The sequence below is a fragment of the Bdellovibrionales bacterium genome (genome assembly GCA_019750295.1).
Taxonomy (GTDB): Bacteria; Bdellovibrionota; Bdellovibrionia; order Bdellovibrionales; family JAGQZY01; genus JAIEOS01.
The window spans coordinates 1-15523 of sequence record JAIEOS010000039.1 but is presented as its reverse complement, the minus strand read 5'-3'; the positions used below and the strand labels follow the sequence as shown (position 1 = coordinate 15523).

At 47.6% G+C, this 15523-nt stretch carries 13 protein-coding genes; 7 read left to right on the top strand and 6 right to left on the bottom strand.

The window, feature by feature from the left end; translation table 11 throughout:
* The first annotated feature begins 42 nt into the window (after nucleotides 1-42).
* From K2Q26_08295 to ftsY, 5 genes are all read left to right on the top strand, one after another.
* Nucleotides 43-399: a J domain-containing protein gene (locus K2Q26_08295; GenBank protein MBY0315504.1), complete on the top strand. Its 357-nt coding sequence runs from the start codon at nucleotides 43-45 to the stop codon at nucleotides 397-399.
* A 411-nt stretch (nucleotides 400-810) separates the two neighbouring features.
* Nucleotides 811-2145 (top strand): glycine--tRNA ligase, encoded by a 1335-nt coding sequence (locus K2Q26_08290; protein ID MBY0315503.1) that lies wholly within the window; start codon nucleotides 811-813, stop codon nucleotides 2143-2145.
* Nucleotides 2136-4838 carry a pyruvate, phosphate dikinase gene (gene ppdK, locus K2Q26_08285; GenBank protein ID MBY0315502.1) on the top strand — a complete coding sequence of 901 codons (2703 nt, stop codon included), beginning with the start codon at nucleotides 2136-2138 and terminating at the stop codon, nucleotides 4836-4838. The genes K2Q26_08290 and ppdK overlap by 10 nt, the downstream gene beginning before the upstream one ends.
* 27 nt (nucleotides 4839-4865) lie before the next feature.
* Nucleotides 4866-8486, top strand: coding sequence for a chromosome segregation protein SMC (gene smc / locus K2Q26_08280; protein MBY0315501.1), 3621 nt, complete (start codon nucleotides 4866-4868; stop codon nucleotides 8484-8486).
* A gap of 26 nt (nucleotides 8487-8512) precedes the next feature.
* Nucleotides 8513-9616 carry a signal recognition particle-docking protein FtsY gene (ftsY, locus tag K2Q26_08275; protein ID MBY0315500.1) on the top strand — a complete coding sequence of 368 codons (1104 nt, stop codon included), beginning with the start codon at nucleotides 8513-8515 and terminating at the stop codon, nucleotides 9614-9616.
* On the opposite strand, the gene K2Q26_08270 is transcribed toward ftsY, so the two are convergent.
* From K2Q26_08270 to K2Q26_08260, 3 genes are read right to left on the bottom strand one after another with little or no spacing between them, the layout of a single operon-like run.
* On the bottom strand, nucleotides 9613-10161 hold the full coding sequence (locus K2Q26_08270) for a thioredoxin family protein (GenBank protein ID MBY0315499.1): 549 nt from the start codon (nucleotides 10159-10161) through the stop codon (nucleotides 9613-9615). The two genes, ftsY and K2Q26_08270, sit on opposite strands and share 4 nt — an antisense overlap.
* An 18-nt stretch (nucleotides 10162-10179) precedes the next feature.
* Nucleotides 10180-10683 carry a hypothetical protein gene (locus K2Q26_08265; protein MBY0315498.1) on the bottom strand — a complete coding sequence of 168 codons (504 nt, stop codon included), beginning with the start codon at nucleotides 10681-10683 and terminating at the stop codon, nucleotides 10180-10182.
* Between the two features lie 59 nt (nucleotides 10684-10742).
* Nucleotides 10743-11885, bottom strand: coding sequence for a hypothetical protein (locus K2Q26_08260; GenBank protein MBY0315497.1), 1143 nt, complete (start codon nucleotides 11883-11885; stop codon nucleotides 10743-10745).
* A gap of 207 nt (nucleotides 11886-12092) precedes the next feature.
* On the opposite strand from K2Q26_08260, the gene K2Q26_08255 reads away from it, so the two are divergent.
* Nucleotides 12093-13007, top strand: coding sequence for a hypothetical protein (locus K2Q26_08255; protein ID MBY0315496.1), 915 nt, complete (start codon nucleotides 12093-12095; stop codon nucleotides 13005-13007).
* On the top strand, nucleotides 13007-13663 hold the full coding sequence (locus K2Q26_08250; protein ID MBY0315495.1) for a hypothetical protein: 657 nt from the start codon (nucleotides 13007-13009) through the stop codon (nucleotides 13661-13663). The genes K2Q26_08255 and K2Q26_08250 overlap by 1 nt, the downstream gene beginning before the upstream one ends.
* Here K2Q26_08250 and K2Q26_08245 read toward each other — a convergent pair.
* The 3 genes from K2Q26_08245 to K2Q26_08235 all read right to left on the bottom strand — a co-directional run.
* On the bottom strand, nucleotides 13660-14133 hold the full coding sequence (locus tag K2Q26_08245) for a hypothetical protein (protein ID MBY0315494.1): 474 nt from the start codon (nucleotides 14131-14133) through the stop codon (nucleotides 13660-13662). The genes K2Q26_08250 and K2Q26_08245 overlap by 4 nt on opposite strands.
* Nucleotides 14134-14142: 9 nt before the next feature.
* Nucleotides 14143-14919: a hypothetical protein gene (locus tag K2Q26_08240; protein MBY0315493.1), complete on the bottom strand. Its 777-nt coding sequence runs from the start codon at nucleotides 14917-14919 to the stop codon at nucleotides 14143-14145.
* Nucleotides 14920-15111: 192 nt separating this feature from the next.
* A partial coding sequence (locus K2Q26_08235) for a transposase (GenBank protein ID MBY0315492.1) occupies nucleotides 15112-15523 on the bottom strand: 412 nt, incomplete at its 5' end.

The following is a 15523-nucleotide window of genomic DNA, read 5'->3' as shown; positions in this document are numbered from 1 at the left end:
TACTTGTTGTTTCGCGAAAAAACTTTGTTTACACTAAGAGGAATGTTTCAGTCACCGGGAAGTTTTCTAATTGTAAATGCTGTCGTGGTCCTTCTTATTGTGGGCTATTTCCTCTCCATTAAAAAAACACCAACGACCTCTCTCAATTTTAAGAAAAAAGCCGACGCCTCGAGTGAGGCCATGGATCTCGATGATAAAACCCAATCCATTATGCTCAACGTTTTCTTTAACTATAACGGCCATACATTTGATGCCTACGAGGTTCTCGGTGTCCCCGCCGGCAGCAACCTCTCAGAAATCAAAAACGCCTACCAAAAAACCCTAACCGCCCACGACGACTCCACAAAACCCTTCTACAAAGCCGCCTACGACGCCATCCTAAAATCCCAAAAATCCTAACCAAAACCGTCCCGAACTCCGCGACCCGCGAGCCCCCAAATCCGACGATATTAACGCGCCACAACAATAGACTTACGGCCTCGCCTACTTTTTAGGAAGTTTTTTTAGGGGATTTTGCAGAGTGGATGTGGAGGGAGCTCCCTTGAGCGTGACGCGATCGCCGGGCTTGCGGGCGGCCACCCGAGATGCTGACGCACCTCCCGCCCCCCCACCGGCGACAAGGGCCCTGAGCCCATGGACGGGCGTCTCCCGGAATATCCACTCTGCAAAATCCCCTAAAAAAACTTCCTAAAATTTAGGCGAACCAATCCCACTATCTCTCTGTAAAAGTTGAGCATTTTTAAAGATATTTTGACTCCAGGAAAGCCGCCTTATACATCATGGGTGAACTATAAATTCATAGGAGTTTTCGTGGAAATTCGACGACTGGGAGACCTCTCAACTTTAGTGTCTTTGAGTAAGCGCCGTGGCTTTGTTTTCCAAAGCAGTGAGATCTACGGTGGCCTCGCCTCGTGTTGGGATTACGGTCCTTTGGGTTCTCAGCTAAAACTCAATGTCAAATTGGCGTGGTGGAAAGAGATGACTCGTCGGGAAGACGTGGTGGGACTCGATGCCGCGATTCTCATGCATCCCACAGTTTGGAAAGCCTCCGGTCACGTGGATAATTTCTCGGATCCCATGATTGATTGCAAAAAGTGTAAAGCTCGTCATCGTGCCGATCATCTCAAAGAAAAAAAATGTCCCAACTGCGGTTCGACCGATTTAACCGAAGCTCGTGCGTTCAATTTAATGTTCCAAACTTACATGGGTCCTGTGCAAAACGAGGACAACATCGTTTATCTTCGTCCCGAAACAGCCCAGGGGATTTTCGTCAACTTCAATAACGTTCAAGAGTCCATGCGCATGAAGCTTCCTTTTGGAATCGCGCAAATTGGAAAATCTTTCCGTAACGAAATCACCCCCGGAAATTTTACCTTCCGCACTCGCGAATTTGAACAAATGGAAATGCAATATTTTGTCACTCCCGGAACCGATAAAGAGTTTTACACAAAATGGCGCGACATTCGCTTAGAGTTCCATAAAAAATTAGGATTGCGAGAAGAGAATCTTCGCTTTCATCCCCATCCCGACGATGAACGCGCTCACTATGCGATCGCCGCTGAGGATATCGAATACAAATTCCCCATGGGCTGGTCGGAGCTCGAAGGGATTCATAATCGCGGAAACTTCGATCTCACTCAGCACCAAAAGTTTAGCGGCAAAAAAATGGAATACTTCGACGAAGGTAAAAAAGAAAAGTATCTTCCGTTTGTGATCGAAACGGCCGTCGGCTGCGATCGCTTAGTTCTTGCAACGATGTGCGAGGCCTATCGCGAAGAGCACACGAAGAACGACAAAGGCGAAGAGGACGTTCGCGTGGTTATGGGATTTAACCCAAAAATCGCTCCGATCAAGGCGGCGATACTTCCTCTCTCTAAAAAAGAACCTTTGATGGAAACCGCAGACAAGATTTTTGCGGAACTTCGTAAAAAGTGGGAAGTGCAGTACGACGAGTCGGGCAGTATCGGTAAGCGGTACCGTCGCCAGGATGAGATCGGAACTCCGTTGTGTATAACTGTAGATTTTGAAACGGCAGTGGATCAGAAAGTCACTGTCCGTCATCGTGATTCAATGAAGCAAGAGCGCGTCGCTCTAGACCAACTAACATCTTACGTTGAAAACGTAATCGAGGGAGCATGGAACTAATGACATCGACCAAACCCGATAAATTTGTTTACTTCTTTTCTCAGGACGAAACCGATGGCAATGCCTCGATGAAGGCATTGCTGGGAGGCAAAGGCGCAAATCTCGCCGAAATGACCTCTCTTAAAATTCCGGTTCCTCCAGGATTTACAATCTCAACTGAGATCTGCAAAGTATTTTACGACAACAAAAAATCTCTTCCGACTTGGGTGACCCAAGGTGTAGACGAAGCTCTTAAGAAAATGGAGCAAAAGCTCGGTAAAAAATTCGGCGATCCCGCAAATCCACTTTTAGTGAGTGTGCGTTCCGGCTCTCGCGCCAGTATGCCAGGGATGATGGATACGATTCTCAATTTAGGTCTTAACGAAACGACAGTGGAAGGTCTTGCTAAAGCCTCCAACAATCCGCGCTTTGCCTGGGACTCCTATCGTCGTTTTATCCAAATGTATTCGAATGTGGTGATGGATATGAATCACTCCCTTCTCGAAGTGACGTTGGAAGATGTCAAAGCCGAAAAGGGTTATCAAAAAGACACCGACATGACGGCCGACGATCTTAAAAAGCTCGTTTCAAAGTATAAAAAAATGATTTTAGAAAACACGGGTGAAGCCTTCCCTGAAGATCCCAAGCAGCAGCTTTGGGGTGCCATCAATGCTGTCTTCTCAAGCTGGATGAACAATCGCGCGATCACTTATCGTCGCCTGAATGACATCCCTGAAAGCTGGGGAACCGCTGTGAATGTTCAAGCCATGGTTTTTGGGAATATGGGCGATGATTGCGGAACGGGCGTGGCCTTCACGCGCGATCCTTCGACGGGAGAAAAACAATTCTTCGGTGAGTACCTCATCAATGCGCAGGGGGAGGATGTGGTCGCGGGGATCCGTACCCCACAGCCGATCAGCCGTCGCCAAGCCGAAGGCACCGGATTTAAATCCCTCGAAGAAGAAATGCCTGCGGTCTACGAAGAGCTCGTCAAAACCTATCAGCGTCTCGAAAAGCACTACGCGGATATGCAAGATATCGAGTTCACCATTGAGAAAAATAAATTGTGGATGTTGCAAACTCGTAACGGCAAGCGTACCGCAAAGGCCGCCATTGCGATTGCGATGGATATGCTCAACGAAAAACTCATCGACGAAAAAACAGCGATCATGCGCGTGTCGGCCTCAAGCTTAGATCAGCTTCTTCACCCAACGCTCGACCCTAAGGCGAAGAAAACGGTTTTAGCCAAAGGTTTACCGGCAAGCCCTGGTGGTGTTTGCGGAAAAGTGGTGTTTACGAGCGAAGACGCGGTCGTCGCTAAAGAAAAGGGCGAAAAAGCAATTCTTGTGCGTATCGAAACATCACCCGAAGATATCGAAGGCATGGTGGCCTCCATCGGTATTCTCACCACCCGTGGGGGAATGACGTCTCATGCGGCGGTCGTGGCTCGCGGTATGGGAAAATGCTGTGTGGCCGGTTGCGGTGATATTCAGGTGGATTACAAACTGAAAGAATTCCGCGCTCAAGGTTATGTGGTTCGCGAAGGCGACATCATCACTCTTGATGGCAGCACAGGAGATGTATTCCTTGGCGAAGTGAAAACCATCGATCCGCAATTGGATGGTTCGTTCAATCGCTTGATGGAAATCGCCGATAAGCATCGCCGCATGGGTGTTCGCACCAATGCGGATACGCCTCGCGATTCGCAAGTGGCTCGCGAGTTTGGTGCAGAAGGAATCGGTCTTTGCCGAACCGAGCATATGTTCTTCGGTCAGGATCGCGTCGATTGGATTCGTCGAATGATCGTGGCCGAAACTTTGGTGGATCGTAAAAAAGCTTTGGATCAATTGCTCCCGATGCAGCGCCAAGATTTCTACGAAATTTTCCAAGTGATGGATGGTTTACCCGTCACAATTCGTCTCCTGGATCCTCCCCTTCATGAGTTCCTGCCTCACACGGACGAGGAAGCGATGGATATCGCGAAAAAACTAGATATTCCGTTTGAAGATCTTCGTCGCAAAGTGAAGAGCTTGTTCGAATTTAACCCGATGTTAGGGCATCGGGGCTGTCGCTTAGCTGTGACTTATCCTGAGATTTATCAGATGCAAGCTCGAGCCATTGCCGAGGCGGCAGGAAAACTCATCAAAGAAGGAAAAAAACTCGTTCCGGAAATCATGATCCCTCTGGTGGGTGTAGAGCGAGAGCTCGAAATCATGCGCAAGCTTGTGGATGATGAAGTGAAGTCCGTCCAAAAAGAAATGTCCGTGAAATTTGATTATCTGATCGGAACCATGATCGAGCTTCCAAGAGCGGCGCTCGTGGCTGACGATATTGCTCAACATGCTGACTTTTTTAGCTTTGGGACTAACGATCTCACGCAAACCACTTTAGGTTTGTCGCGCGATGACGCCGGAAAATTCCTAAAAACTTACGTCTCCGAAGGCATCTACGAAAAAGATCCGTTTATGACCATAGATGCTCAAGGCGTGGGCAAACTGGTAAAAATGGGTGTTGACCTTGGCCGTAAGTCCAGAACAAACTTAAAAGTCGGTGTTTGCGGGGAGCACGGGGGTGATCCCGAGAGTATCCAATTCTTCGAAAGTGTGAATTTGGATTACGTCAGTTGTTCACCATTCCGCGTGCCTATCGCAAGATTGGCAGCGGCGCAGTCAGCAATTGCAGCAGCGAACAAAAGAGCCGAGACAAAGCATTAGATTAAACTTCTGTGGTGGGGATGACACTTGAGAATTAAAAAACTTGAACTCGTCGGTTTTAAATCTTTCAAAGACAAAACGGTGATCCATTTTGATGCCGGGATCACAGGCATTGTCGGGCCTAACGGTTGCGGTAAATCCAATATCGTGGACGCCCTTGTTTGGGTGATGGGAGAGATGTCGGCGAAACATCTTCGCGGATCTTCCATGGAAGATGTCATCTTTGCTGGAGCCGAGGGCTATGCGCCCATGGGACTTTGCGAAGTTTCTCTCACCTTAGAAAACGATGGTGGTCCTTTCCCTGTGAAGTATTTGAATCACAGCGAAATCATGATCACTCGTCGCCTTCATCGCTCGGGCGAATCCGAATACCTTATCAATAAAGAAGTGGCTCGCCTCAGAGACATCCAAGAGGTCTTTATGGATACCGGTGCGGGTTCTAAGGGCTTTAGTATTATCGAGCAGGGTGCGATCGGTCGTATCGTTACGGCGAAGCCTGAAGAGCGTCGTACTCTCATCGAAGAAGCGGCCGGGATTACAAAATTCAAAGCTCGTAAGCGCGAATCTCAAAGAAAGCTCGAGGCAACGGAGAACAACTTAGTTCGCCTTCAGGATATTATCGGAGAACTTAAGCGTCAGTTAGAAAGTCTTCAGCGCCAAGCTCAAAGAGCTGAGCGCTATCGTCGTTTAAAGCAAGACATCGAAGCGTTAGAGATGTGGTTAGCGGCGATCGAATTTAATTCTCTCAAAGAAAAAACCGAAGCGGCAGAGGCTCTTTACAACTCCGCTCGCGATCGCGACTTGGCATCAAGTACACATTCCACAACTCTCGAGGCCGAAGTTCAAACTTTTAAAGCCGATGTGGCTGAGTTCGAACGTCAGATCCAGATAAAACAACAAACGCTCAAAGAACATAGCGATTCTTTGCGGGATAAAGAAAAAACCATCCAAGAGCTTCAGTTCGAAATCGAGCAAGCTCGTCGCAGTAAAGAGATGACGGGGTCTTTGGCTTCCGAAAGCACCACTCGTCGCGATCTTTTAAATCGCGATATTCAAGAGGTGGCCGCTCGACTCACTCGTCTTGTCGACGAAGTGGAAAGTTTGACGGAAGATTATCAAAACAAGAAGACCGAATTCGATGGCCATCAGGCCAATATCAAAGTTTACGATGACGAGCTCACAAACATTCGCCGCGAGTTATTGACGGTGATGCAAGCAGAGACGTCGATGTCGGCGCGGTCATTGAGCATGGAAGAGAATCTTCAAGGATTGCGCGAGCAAGAGTTGGAAGTTAAAAATATCCTCGAACAACTTGAAAATCAGAGCTCGGCCATTCAAAAGAATTATAAAACGGTTTCCGAAGCTTTCGAAAAAGAACGTCAACTGCAATTGTCTGTCGTGGCCGATGTGGAAGCTTTGAGCGCGAACCGCGTTCACTTAGCGGCGGACCTCGAAAACAAAACCAATGAATTGAATGAATATAAAGATCGCCTCAACGAAGTCACTTCTCGCCTTTACGGTTTGGAAGATCTTCAGAATAACTTCGAAGGTTTCCAAGATGGTGTTAAATCCGTCATGCTTTGGCAGAGACAACGTTTGGAGCCGATGACCGATGCGGAGCGCGAGGCTCAACAGAGCTACGTGCCGATCTCCGAGATCGTCGAAGTTCCTAAAGAGTACGAATTGGCGATGGAAGCGGCTTTAGGTCCGCGCTTACAAATGATTTTAAGCTCCAATACCAACTCGGCGGTGGATGCGGTTTCTTATCTTAAAGATAATAAAAATGGTCGTTCGAGCTTTTACTCCGCCGACGCCCTCCAAGCCGTAGCTTCGGAAAAACTTGAGCCTCTTCGTGCGGATGATCGCGTGAAAGCGCTACTCAAAGATATCGTCTCTGTTCCGGCAAAACACCAAGAGGTGATTGGTCGCATTTTAGATCGCGTCGCTGTCGTCGAGTCGTTGGTGGATGCGGTAGAACTGATCAAACAAAATCCAGGTTGGACTTTTGTGAGTACCGATGGCGATGTGGCCACGGCCGACGGAATGATCTCTGGAGGAGCTCCTGAGGATGCCTCTTCTGGAGTTTTAAAACGCCAGCGCGAAATTAAAGAATTAAAATTATCGAAAGACGAATGGGCCAGTAAACTAGCTCTTGCGCAAATGACCCATAAGAAAACCGAGTCGACGTTAAAGAAGATGACCGAGGACTTAGAACAAGCGCAAAAAGATCAGACGGAAAAAGAGATCGCCGTCGCTAAACTTAAGAGCGAATTAGACCGCGCTGAAGTGGAAGTGAAGAATGCCGCAACAGCCATCGATCGCCAGCAGTCTGAAGTTGAAAAAGTTGTCCAAAAGCTATCCGAGAAGAGTGAAGAGTATGTCACTCTTCAGAATCATCTTGAAGAGCTTCGCGAAAAGAAGATGTCACTCGAGGAGCGTTCGCAAAAGTTGACCGTGGATTTAGAGGCGGCCAAAGCGGGCGTAGGTTCTTTGCAAGATACAGTCACTCATTTACAAATCGACGTCGCGAAGAAAACTCAGGAAAAAGAGGGCTTCCAGCGGGAATACGACATGCTTAAGGCGTCTTTAGATGAAGTCGAAAGCCGCATTAGTCGCATGTCTGAGGAAACTCAGCGTAGCATCGAGTTCGTTTCTCAAAATCAAATTCTTCTTGAAGAAAAACGCTTAGAGCTCGAAGTCTCTATTCGTCGCGTAAAAGATGACGAAGAGGTCGTGGCTCGTCTTCGTGATGAATACGAACAAAAGCACACCGAGCTCGTGGAGCGCCAAGAGCAACTGTCCGAGCAGATGGCTGTTAAAAACCAACTGCAAGCGACCATGAACGAAGCTCAGTTGCAATTACAACAAGCCAAAATGAAGGAAAGCAACCTCACGGAGCAGATCCGCGAGCGCTATCAAAAAGAGCTTTCCGAAGTTTATACTCAGCATTTAAATCGTGAAGGAGATCCTTCGACGGCGGCCGAGGAACTCAAAGATTACAAAGAAAAGATCGCACGCATTGGCGAAGTGAATCTGTCGGCCATTGAAGAGTACGACGAGATTTCTGGCCGTTACGAGTTCTTAAGCAAACAGTACACCGATCTCGTGGATGCCAAAGATCAATTGCGTAAGGTGATCGATCGTATTAATCGAATTTGCTCAAAACGCTTTAAAGAAACATTCGAAGCGGTCAATGATCGTTTCCAAAAGGTTTTCCCAGTCCTCTTTGGTGGGGGAGAAGCGCGCCTGATCTTGATCGAAGATCCAGAAAAAGGCGAAATGGGAATCGACATCGTTTCTCGACCTCCGGGCAAAAAAGCACAAAGTGTAACTCTCCTCTCGGGAGGGGAAAAGGCACTGACTGCGGTCTCCTTGATTTTCTCGATCTTCCTTGTGAAGCCATCTCCTTATTGCTTACTGGATGAGGTGGATGCTCCTCTGGATGATGCCAACGTCATGCGCTTTAACGAACTCGTTAAAGAAATGGCGAAGCGCAGTCAAATTATTGTGGTCACTCACAATAAGTACACTATGGAAGTGGCTGAGAAGCTCTATGGTGTAACGCAGGAGGAAAAGGGCGTCTCCAAGATGGTTTCTGTGGATTTAGCTTCGCATTTGAATGAAGCGGCACAAGCTGAACTTGTTTAATCGGCCTTTTGCTCTTATAAGAGCACATGTTTGAATTACTACTCACACCCGAAGTTATGATCGGTGGCGGTTCTGCCGCCGCGATATCCCTATTTTTTGTCTATAATTTTCTCTTCAAGGGCAAAGCGCCCGCCAAAAAGACCAAGGCTCAGCAAGAGCTCGAAGCCCTACAAAAGGCGGTCGAAGCCAAAAAAGAAACAGTTCAGGAAAAGCCTCGCCTTAAGAGTTTAAATGAAGCCCTCACGAATACGCGCCAAAGTTTCTGGGGACGAATCTCCTCGAATATGTCTTCCCAAAAACTCGATCGAAATCAGCTCGAATTTATCGAAGAAGTCCTCTACACCAGCGATTTGGGTCCTAAAACGGTGCAAAGACTCTTTTCCAAACTCGAAGCGAATGCCGGGGGCGAATTGAACGCTGATGGACTTAAGGAACTTCTTCGAAAAGAGATCGTTCAGATTTTAGAGAAGGGAAATGTGGCCACGGTGGGAACCGAGCTCCCTTTTAAATTAAATCCCATCGGCACGACGGTATGGATGGTGGTCGGAGTCAACGGAGCCGGGAAGACCACGACCATTGGAAAACTCGCGTCCCAACTGCAAGCTCAAGGTAAAAAAGTTTTGATCGCCGCTGGTGATACCTTCCGCGCGGCGGCCGACGAACAACTGCGCGTATGGAGCGAAAGAGCTCAAGTGGAAATCTATAGTCCCGAAAACACCAAAGAGCCTAGTGCAATTGGTTTCGACGCCATCAAAAAAGGTGTCGCGCAAAATTTTGATGTAGTGATCGTCGATACCGCAGGCCGCTTACACACGCAAAAAAACCTCATGGAAGAATTAAAGAAAATCCATCGCGTGATGGATAAAGCCATGCCGGGCTCTCCTCACGAAGTCATCCTAGTTCTCGATGCCAACTCCGGCCAAAATGCACTCGTGCAAGCGGAGCAATTCAATCAGGCCTTGGGTGTTAACGGAGTGATTCTCACAAAAATGGACGGCTCAGCCAAAGGCGGAGTCGCCGTAGGAATCGCCTGCGACGTAGGACTCACTGTAAAAATGATCGGTGTCGGAGAAGCCGTCGAAGACCTCCGCCCATTTTCACCCACAGAATTCGCCAACTCAATTCTTTAAAACTTCCACTTAATCGAGCAACCCATTGAGGGGTACTGCTGATCGGGAACACTCTCGCCATTGATCACTTTAAGCGCGGCTCCGCGAAGTTCTTGACGGGTCACTTGCTCGGGAACTTTCCATGAGTCATCGAGTCTTCCGCGATAAACCAATTTTAAATCTTTATCGTAGAGAAAAAAGTCGGGCGTGCAAACGGCATCAAAGGCTTTCGCCACTTTTTGGGATTCGTCATAAAGATAGGGGAAGGGGTACTTCTTTTCCTGCGCACGTTCTTTCATCTTGTCAAAAGAGTCGGCGGGATATTTTGCGGCGTCGTTGGACGAAATGGCGACGATATTGAGTCCCATCGGAATGAGCTCGTGAGCCAGAGCGAGGATGCGATCCTGTACGGCGATAACGTAAGGGCAGTGATTACAGATGAACATCACGAGCAGACCTTTACCGTTGCTGTAGTTGGATAATGAGTGTGCATTGTTATCTGTGCCGGGGAGATTAAAATCAGGACAGATGCTTCCGAGATTGCCGGGGGTTGTATACTTAGCCATAATCCATCTTTAATAGAGTCATCTGCTAAAGCCAAGGGGTAATGCTCTCGCTCCCCTGGAATCGAGCATCACCTTAGCCGTCACAATTTTTGCCAGATGGGGCGCGAGGCCGTAGAGCGTTTGACTGGTGATTTCCCCCGTGGGTTCCTGAGCCTGATGCGGACAGAAGTATTTGAAATGATCCATCGCCGGTGAGCCCAATTCGGTGTTGAGAATCAAAAGCGTTCCGTTTCCGTAGTCGATCAATCCTTGAATTTTATGGCCCTCATCGGAGGTGTAATGGAGATAGATACCTGTAGTGCTTCCCTGAGAGTCTTTTTGAAAACTAAAATCGCTTGGAGTTTTTAAAATTTTTTCGCTCGAGTAGGGGGCTGGTAAATAGAGTTTAAGCTTGATGTGCGAGCCCAACTGGAGATCAAAGATCTTTTGTTCAACGTTGTTGGACAGATGACAACGGCTCGTGTGGGCGTGGGCCGAAAAAGTGGAGACGATGATCCAAAGGGCGAGAGCAGTTAAACGCATTTCTGGAACATAATATTTTAATGGGGGAAAAGCGAGTCGAAGACTGGAAATTAGAAAATCTATAAGGGTGTATAACAGTTGGGCGGTGTGGGCATCACTTTTACGACTTTGAGGGCGGGAAGAAATTGGCCGTGATTTCTCCTAGAGATTTGCAGCTCGCCGTTCTCATAGATCGAATAAACCCCGCGCTCCTCACCCCACTGGATGATTCTCACGGGAGACACTCCCGAAGCATAGCCGGCGTACTTTAAGAGATGGTCATTCGGTCCAGCATGCGAAACCAGGCTTCGCTCAAAAGTAGCGAAGTCGGTACTGCGACCCAAATATTTATTAAGAGTTTCCCCAAAAATCTCGCCCATAAAAAATGGACGGGAGTTTTCGTTAGACTTTATTCCGCACGCCACCCACGAGAGGATGTCACTCAAAAATAAAGCAAAATTAAACGAACGTTGGTAGGAGCCTGCGGGATATTTTTTTCTCTCTTGCAGTTCTTCTGTGACGATTTGGGTGCTCAGCAGTTGATCCGTGGGAGTGGAGTCATCGGCCAAGGCTTCGTTAAAATTTTCTTTGAGAGCTTGTCGATTCACAGCCACGGAGAGCAATTCCTGAAAGCTCATCAAACCATAGGTTCTCATGAAAAACAGCCAGTTTCGTTTTGTTTGTTCGAAAGCCTCTTTGGTCACATGGCTCATCGTATAGCTGCGTGTGGCTTCGAAGACCGCGTGAATTTGAAATCGCCCTTGGGAGTCCAAATACTCCCTTTTAAATCCCTCATTGACGTTTAAAAACTCAACGGTCATCTGCTCTAAGCATTTTACAAAAACTCGACGTCCTGCGAGAAGGTACGTCGAACTGAGAAGTTTGTCTCCGCGATTGCGACCACTGATTCGCTGTGAGCAACTGGGAGTGAGCTCGAGATCTCGTCCGTAAGAGAATAAACTCACTTTCTTTTTAACTTTGTCGAGAGAAATGATCGTCATGATATCAGAGCGAGCATCGAGAGGTGTTTCCGAACTCCGATTGTTTTTTTCGTCAAGGCCAATGACTAAAATATTGATTCGATCCGATGTGCGGGAGTCGGCCAGTTGTAAGGATTGGACCAATCGGGCATCGTTCTCAGGATTCATTAAAGTGGGCTCGCCGGCAAAAGCGAAGTTTGAAATAAGGAGTGTCGAGGAACAGAGTTGAAAGAGTCGTCGCATCGCTCGAGAGTAGAGCCTTAAAAATAATCGGTGTTAAGGTTTTTCTAAAATATCTGAAAAATTAACAGCAAGGTCGCTTTATTAGACAGTCCGAAGTCCTAGGGTCGGCCCATCCATAGTCTAGGCTTCCGCACCATTCGGTCGATTTCGCGGCTTATTCGTCAATTAATATATCTAAACGACCGATAAAATAAAGTGGAAAAACAAATGTTTAAATCCTTATTTAAAAGACATTTTAAGACCATGATCGGCCTGTCATTGGTGGGCCTTCTCTCGGGTTCCTGTGCTCCCAAAGATGACGAAGACGATAATGTCGAAGACGTCTGCATGCAATCGGGCGATATTTTAGTTACAAACAGTGGTACACGGGCCGTCCTAGTATTAGATGCCCTTGGAAATTACAAGAGAGTTGCGTTTAATCTCAATAATAGTTCCGAGACAGTTTATGGCATTGGCTGGCTCGCGGGTAACGAAGAGTTCGCGGTCGCAGTGGACGGTGCTGATCGCATTGTTGCGGTGAATAGAACGGATTGCAGTTCTCGCAATTTGATTACCGACGGAAACTTAACTGGAAATATTCGCGGACTCACCCAATTAAATAATGGCGATATTCTTGTGATAGAGACCAACAACGTCGAGCGTTTTACATCAGCTGGATTAAGAATTACGAGCGGGGGTTGGCCCCGTGCTTTGCAAAATGGGGGCACTCAGTTGAGTGCTCTGCCAGCGGGTGGATTTGTTCACTGCTCACTCACATCCGACGTGGTTCGCACCTACAATGATGCAGGCACGCAAATTGCCACTCGGGCCTCAGGAATCGCGGGTACAACGGACGCCACTGGTTGTCTTGTCATGAGTAACGGAAGTATTGCTACGGCGTGGTCGGGAACAACCGACAGCATAATTGTTTATAGCTCGAATCTCGCGACAGCTCAGGCCACATTTAGTAACCCCAGCATTTTAGGTGCCCCTGGTGGTATTGCCCAAAGAGCTGATGGCAATCTCTTAGTTGTCGATCGAATATTTAACTACATCGTTGAGTTGACCTCTGAAGGTGTTTACGTCGGAGTCCTTGGGCAAGGCATATTGAGTACTCCCGAGTTTTTATTGGTGGTTCCTTGATGCGTTTTCTTGTGATCCTATTTTCTATTTTAGTTGCACATACGGCGCAGGCCGGTTGGCTCTGGGGAAGTGACGAGCGTGATCGTGATGTTTGTGTCAACTGGAATGGTGAGAAAGAGCCTTGTTACGGTCCTTATAAACGAAGTGATCATTACTATGGTTTACAGATGTACTCATTTATCGATGATAAAGAAAAAAGCCCTACGGGCAGCTACGGATATGGAGCAACTTATTTAGCGTCCTCGGGGCAGTCCCATGTCAGATTCATCTATGGTGGATCCTTGTGGTATGCCGCCACTCAAACTTGGATTGCGGAGGAAGATTACCGGGCCAATATTCTTGCGGCAGATCTGATCCTTGGACTTCAGATTAAGCCCTCGTTAAGAAGTGTGTTTAGACCTGTCCTCGAGATCTCCGCCATTGGGGGAATCAAATCCATGGAGATGGCCAATCCTCCTGCAGATGTGGATGAGCAATCCCTCGGATTCTCTTATGGTGGTAAAGGTGGAGTTGGTTTTGAAATTGGATTTTCTAAATTTACGGCGTTTAAAACTATGCTGGAGTATCAAGCGGTCCGAGTCAGTGAGCTCGCAGGCCAAAAAGATTTTTCTCTCAATGGCCTCGGTTTAACCGTTGGGCTCTCTTTTCTTTATTAAAACTCGCAACGAATATCTTTAAGTCGATCTTTATTGGGGATTAGACCCACGTACTCCTGCAACTGAAGTTTAAGGGCGGCGGAGAATTTACCACTTTGTACCATTCGATCGATCGCCGCATTCAGTAGCGCTTTATGCTGTCTAAATTGCGACAGTCCAATATCTTGAACTAAGAAAGACTCGACGTCATAGGCGGCGACTTTAGAAACCATTAACCAAACTTGTTCTGCATGAGATTCATTGAAAGACGCTTCTGTGAGTAGTCGACGCGTGATTAAAGTCCCGCGACGAACGAAGTCTCTTTGGATCTGAAACGTGGCTGAATTCATCGGTTCGCACTTCACCCGTTTTTGATCGATTTCGGCAATCAGTGCATCTGCGCGAGAGCAGTTCGCACACGCGGGCGCGCGCGTAGCGGCAGAGGCGATTCCTTGAAGACTTAAGATAAAAACAATTAAAATGCTCTTCATAATGACTCCTTATCTTAGGTTGTATATCGCAGCAACGCGGTTGGTTCTAGTTAAAGTTGGGCGAGGTGAACAATAGTCACTACAGTACATAAAGCCACCTTCTCTTAATCCGGCTCCAGCGCGACCCATTGTTTGCAACAGTTCGCGAGTCACTGGAACTTTAATCTCAACGTGTCCAAAATTGTGAACACGGCGACCTGCATGTCCCGCGTAAACGATAACGCTTCCTGCGGGAGCCCGACCGGGATCTCTGGAATTACTTAAATTTAAACGAGGGCAAGCCCTTCTTAAAACACCATTGGTATGCATTTGAAGAGCGTTCGAGCTGGGGCGAGTGGTACAAACTCCTGAAGCGAGGAGTGCATCGGCAACGCCAGCGGCACACATACATTTAGATCTGTTCCCGGACCGATAACCACCGCCACAAAAATTAGCGACTCGGCGAGATCGAGTGGCCTGCTTCCAAGCTTGTGAGGAAACACGACTGAGTAAACCCGTTAGATTGCGATCCACATAGCCGGTTTCTTGAACTTGGTCGTCGAAGTCTGTGGCATAGTCTTCATCATCCGTGCGTTCCACGCGAGCCGGGGCCGCACGTCGAGGAGTGGAGCGAACCGGAGTGACTCGAGGCGCTGGGCGTGGAGTGGGAACGGGCGCTTGCTGAACAAGGCGTTGTATAAGGTCAGAGTCATCCTCTTCATCGCCATCAACAACTTCGTTGGCCAATGCAGGAAAACTGATAAGTCCTAGAAGCATTAGAATTAAAATCTTTTTTGCTTTGCACATACCAAACTACTATCCAAGAACTGAGCCAAAAAACGTCAGCCCTAATCGCATATCGCCAAGAACTCATCTCAGTTTGAGACACTTCCGTTATTAACCCGACAGCTGATAAATTTATCTACACTTATTAGACACGCATAAGTTTGTCGGCGCAATATGAGAAAGTCTTCATTAAAAAGAAGAAGGCGAGGTCCTTTACGAGCTAGAGTACTTCCATCGCTCAGCCACCATCTGTCGAGCAATAGGTCTCTGCACCCCGAAGCCCTCCAGCTGATTGATCTGAAGATAATCATTCAGTCGCACCGAATCCCTATACCCCATCACTACACGTGTGAATGGCCGATAATCCCAAAACTTTCGACCCGAAGAGTTTTTATTCCATCGATTCACACCACTCACGGCCATCGCAATCGCCGCCGTGACCGCGCGGATGAACTTATAATACCCATATCGATTGGAAAGCTTAATCTGCAGATGAAGATGATTCACATTAATCCCGTGGTAGACCAGCGTCACACCATACTTGAGGCCAAACTTCTCAAGAATCTCTAACACCTTCTTTTTGTTCTTTGGCTTCGTAAAAGCCATGTCTCCCGTAGCCATCGTG

What these genes read in the sequence shown, in the direction of transcription:
- K2Q26_08255 (MBY0315496.1), top strand. Translation starts at nt 12,093, where the DNA reads ATGTTTAAATCCTTATTTAAAAGACATTTTAAGACCATGATCGGCCTG.
- K2Q26_08240 (MBY0315493.1), bottom strand. Translation starts at nt 14,919, where the DNA reads ATGTGCAAAGCAAAAAAGATTTTAATTCTAATGCTTCTAGGACTTATC.
- K2Q26_08260 (MBY0315497.1), bottom strand. Translation starts at nt 11,885, where the DNA reads ATGCGACGACTCTTTCAACTCTGTTCCTCGACACTCCTTATTTCAAAC.
- K2Q26_08270 (MBY0315499.1), bottom strand. Translation starts at nt 10,161, where the DNA reads ATGGCTAAGTATACAACCCCCGGCAATCTCGGAAGCATCTGTCCTGAT.
- K2Q26_08250 (MBY0315495.1), top strand. Translation starts at nt 13,007, where the DNA reads ATGCGTTTTCTTGTGATCCTATTTTCTATTTTAGTTGCACATACGGCG.
- K2Q26_08245 (MBY0315494.1), bottom strand. Translation starts at nt 14,133, where the DNA reads ATGAAGAGCATTTTAATTGTTTTTATCTTAAGTCTTCAAGGAATCGCC.
- K2Q26_08265 (MBY0315498.1), bottom strand. Translation starts at nt 10,683, where the DNA reads ATGCGTTTAACTGCTCTCGCCCTTTGGATCATCGTCTCCACTTTTTCG.
- ftsY (MBY0315500.1), top strand. Translation starts at nt 8,513, where the DNA reads ATGTTTGAATTACTACTCACACCCGAAGTTATGATCGGTGGCGGTTCT.
- K2Q26_08295 (MBY0315504.1), top strand. Translation starts at nt 43, where the DNA reads ATGTTTCAGTCACCGGGAAGTTTTCTAATTGTAAATGCTGTCGTGGTC.
- ppdK (MBY0315502.1), top strand. Translation starts at nt 2,136, where the DNA reads ATGGAACTAATGACATCGACCAAACCCGATAAATTTGTTTACTTCTTT.